This is a genomic window from Longimicrobium sp., assembly GCF_036387355.1.
GTDB lineage: Bacteria > Gemmatimonadota > Gemmatimonadetes > Longimicrobiales > Longimicrobiaceae > Longimicrobium.
On sequence record NZ_DASVTX010000308.1, the window covers coordinates 1 to 3868 of the forward strand.

Consider the following 3868-nt stretch of genomic DNA (forward strand, 5'->3'; position numbering starts at 1 on the left):
CGCGGCGGTTCCGGTCACGGCCTTTTCGCCGGTCGCGGTGCTGGGCGCGGATTCCATCAGCAGCACGGTGGGCACGGACGGACGCTACCGCATCACCGCGGGCGCCGGCACCTACGCCATGGGCTACCGCCCCAAGCTGGGCTACACCAACGGCGACACCGTGAGCTTTACCGCCACGGTGAGCGCGCCCTCGGTGACGGTCGCCTCCGGCGGCACGGCCACGGCGGACTACAGCATCACCGCCGCGACCTGCAAGGTAAAGACGGGCGCCTGAACGGGCCCGGCGGACGGATGAACGAGGGCGCGGCTCCGGAAGCGGGGCCGCGCCCTCGGGCGTTGGGGGGGAAGTGCCCAGTGCCCAGGTACAAGTACCCAGCCAGGATCGGCCGCGCCGGTCCGCACTCCGCACTCAGCACTCAACACTGGGTACTGGGCACTGGGCACTGGGCACCGTCTTTCCGGGAACACGTGTGTACTTCCCGGCGCCCCGTGCTACGCGGGAGCGGCGTAAACCGTCCGGATTACGCCGTTGTGCGCGATCGTCCATTGTTGCCACGTCCCGGCTTCATTAGGTTGAGCAAACCCGCAACGCACAGCGCGTCCGGCCCTCCCCGCCGGCTCCGCCCAACCCTCCGTTCCTGCGCCTCACCGCCATGGATCCTCGCGAGGCCACCCTCCGGGTCTACCAGAGCGAAGACGCCGCATCCGCGCTGAGCGCGGCCTGCGGCGCCACCGCGGCGGGCGTATGGGTGGCGGCGGACGGACGCGTGATCGCCGCCGCGCCGGAAGGCACGCAGATCTCCCCCCGCCTTCGCGCGGCGGCCCTCAGCGCCGCCTCCCCCGCGGTCCATCCCCTCACCCCCGGCTTTCCCGACGACGCGGCCGAGCACCCCGGCGCCTCCGCGCTCCTGCTCCCCCTGCACGGCCCCGGCGCGGCCGAGGGCGACGCGCCCGCCGCCGTGGTGATGATGGGCGCCTGCCACTTCGGCGTGGACGCGCCCTGGCGGGAACTGGCGCAGGCGCTGGCCGACGTGGGCGCCCGCGCCGCCCGCATCCGCGCGCTGCAGGAAGAAGGCGAAACGTTCCGCCGACGCGCGGAGGAGAGCGAGGCGCTGCACGTTCTGGGGCTGGCCGCCAACCGCACGCTGGATCCCGACGAGGTGCTCAACATGGTGGCGCGCTTTACCCGTACGCTGCTGGGGGCGCACTACGTCACCGTGAACGCGGCCGCCTCGGGGCACATCCGCACCCTGGCCTCCGCCGGCCTGCGCGCCCCCGACGGCGCGGGCGACGACCCGTTCGCCGCGCGCGTGGCCGACGCGGGCAAGCCGCTCATGCTGGACGCATCGGGGACGGGTGACGAACCCTTTCACGCCGCGGAAGGAATGCGCGCGGGGCTTGGTGTTCCGCTGGCCGCGTTCGGCGAAACGTTTGGCGCGCTCGTGGTGGGCTACCGGCGCGAATACGAGGTCACCCCGCGCGACGTGCGCCTGGCGCTCACCCTGGCCGGCCACGCCGCGGTGGCCATCAGCAACGCGCGGCTGCATGAGGCGCTGGCGGAGCGCTCGCGCGAGCTGGAGCGCGCCAACGCGGAGCTGCAGTGGAGCGCCGCCGCCAAGGACCGCTTCTTTGCCAGCGTGAGCCACGAGCTGCGCACCCCGCTGAACGCCATCCTGGGCTACAACTCGCTCCTGCTGGACGGCGTGGTGGGCAAGCTGGCGCCGGAGTCCGTCGCCTTTCTGCAGCGCTCGCAGCGCGCGACGCAGAACCTGCTGTACCTGGTGAACGACGTGCTGGACCTGTCCAAGATGGAGGCCGGCAAGCTGGAACTGGTGATGGACGTCGTTTCCCCCTACCAGGTGGTGGATGACGCCGTCAGCAACGTGGAGCCGCTGGCGCGGGAAAAGGGGCTGGCCATCGCCGTGGCCCCGGGCGCGGAGCTGCCGCGGCTGCACAGCGACGGCGACCGCGTGCGGCAGATCCTGGTGAACCTGCTTTCCAACGCGCTCAAGTTCACCGACCGCGGCGCGGTGACGCTGGTGATGGCCGCCGTGGATGCCGAGGGCGATGACGGCGCCGGCCCCCGCCGCTGGGTGGAGGTGCGCGTGTCCGACACCGGCCCGGGCATCGCGCTGGAAGACCAGGAGCGCATCTTTCACGAGTTCGAGCAGGTGTCCGGCGCCACCGGCCGCGGGGGAACGGGGCTGGGCCTCGCCATCTCCCGCAAGCTGGCCCGCCTGCTGGGGGGGGAGCTGCGCGTGGAAAGCACCCCCGGCCACGGCTCCACCTTTGTCCTTCGCCTCCCCGCCTGATGACCGGGACCACCGCCACCGCGCCGCGCGCCGCGGGCGCCGACGATGCGCGCGGGCTGGCCTCCCGCGCCGGGGCCGAAGAAGGGCTGGGGCGCTGGGACGCGGCCGCGCGCCTGTACTCGCTCGCCTTTCGCGCCTCGGTGATGGACCGGGACCTGGGCTCGGCGGTGGACGCGCTGCGGGGGCAGGCCCGGGTGCGGCGCCAGCAGCACCGGCTGGAAGAGGCGGAGGAGCTGGCCTACCTGAGCTTCGTCCTGGCGGAGGGGAACGGCTTTCCGCAGGCCGCGGCCCGGGCGCTCAACGTGCGCGGCATCATTCGCTACGAGCAGAGCGACTGGGCCGGCGCCGCCGCGCTGTACGGCCGCGCGCTGGAGATGGCGCTGGACCTGGGCGACGACGAGCTCGCGGGGCTGGCCTGCCAGAACGCCGGCGTCATCGCCCACCTGCGCGGCGACCTGTTCGAGGCGCGCACCCGCTACCTGGAAAGCATCGGCAGCTTTGTGCGGTCGGGGAACAGCGCCCACGCCATGATGGCCTACAACAACCTGGGCGTCGCCAGCATCTACCAGGGAGAGTGGATGGAGGCGGAGGTGTACTTCAGCCGGGGGATCGAGATCGGCGAGCGGCTGTCCCAATCTCCCGTGCTGGCGCGTCTCTACAGCAACCGCGCGCATCCCCTGATCGAAATCGGCGAAACGGCTCGCGCCCGCCGCTCGCTGGACCGCGCCGAGGAGGCCGCGCGCGCCGTGGGCGACCGGGGCACGCTGGGCGAGGTGGAAAAGTTCCGCGCCATGCTGGCCCGCAGCGAGGGCCGCCTGCGCGACGCCGACGAGGGGCTGGAGCGGGCACGGCAGATGTCGGATGCGTCGTCCACCGCGTTCGAGCGAGCGGAACTGCTGCGCGAGAGCGGGCACCTGCGCGAGGCGCAGGGGCGGGCGGCGGAGGCGCGGGCCGCGTACCGCGAGGCCGCCGGGCTGTACGCCGAAGTGGGTGCGCGGCGCCAGCTCCGGCTGGTGGAACTCCGCGTGGCGGCGCTGGTAGAGCAGGGGGAGCAGTACGAGGACGCGGGCCGGGAGGAGCCGGGCACCAGACCGGGGTAGTCGGTCGGACGTACGGAGCGGGCACGGCGATTGCCTTACCCCGGTGCGCACTGACCCAGTCCTATGCAAGCCGAATTGGAGGGCCGCATGAGCCGCTTCCGCATCGTTTCCGCCGTCGCCGTCGTCCTGACGCTCGCCGCCTGCAGCGGCTCCGGAAGCGACCCGCTGGGCCCGGAGCGCGGCCCGCGGATGAACGGCGGACTGGTGGTGGGGGGCAACGACAACCCGTCGGACAGCACGGCCACCAACACCAACAGCGCGCCGTCCAGCTCCGGCGACAACGTCCCCGTCCAGGGCGATTCGGTTCCGCCGCTCAACGAGAACGGCGGACTGGTGGTGGGCGGCAACTGAGCCTCCGGACCAGAAACGCGGAAGCCCGCGGGGATCGCTCCCCGCGGGCTTCTCTCGTATCCGCAGCTTCCACAAACGTTCGCACAAGAACGCGCCGCCTCCGTC

The 3868-nt window shown here is 72.8% G+C and carries 4 protein-coding genes; all 4 read left to right on the plus strand.

Annotated elements, in window-relative coordinates; genetic code table 11:
• Positions 1-274: hypothetical protein (locus VF665_RS13300; RefSeq protein ID WP_331053914.1), on the plus strand; the 274-nt coding region annotated here is incomplete at its 5' end.
• A gap of 379 nt (positions 275-653) precedes the next feature.
• Positions 654-2312, plus strand: coding sequence for a GAF domain-containing sensor histidine kinase (locus VF665_RS13305; protein ID WP_331053915.1), 1659 nt, complete (start codon positions 654-656; stop codon positions 2310-2312).
• On the plus strand, positions 2312-3412 hold the full coding sequence (locus VF665_RS13310; protein WP_331053916.1) for a hypothetical protein: 1101 nt from the start codon (positions 2312-2314) through the stop codon (positions 3410-3412). Before VF665_RS13305 ends, VF665_RS13310 begins: the two co-directional genes overlap by 1 nt.
• Before the next feature lie 87 nt (positions 3413-3499).
• Positions 3500-3763, plus strand: a complete 264-nt coding sequence (locus VF665_RS13315; RefSeq protein ID WP_331053917.1) for a hypothetical protein — start codon at positions 3500-3502, stop codon at positions 3761-3763.
• The last annotated feature ends 105 nt before the right edge of the window (positions 3764-3868 follow it).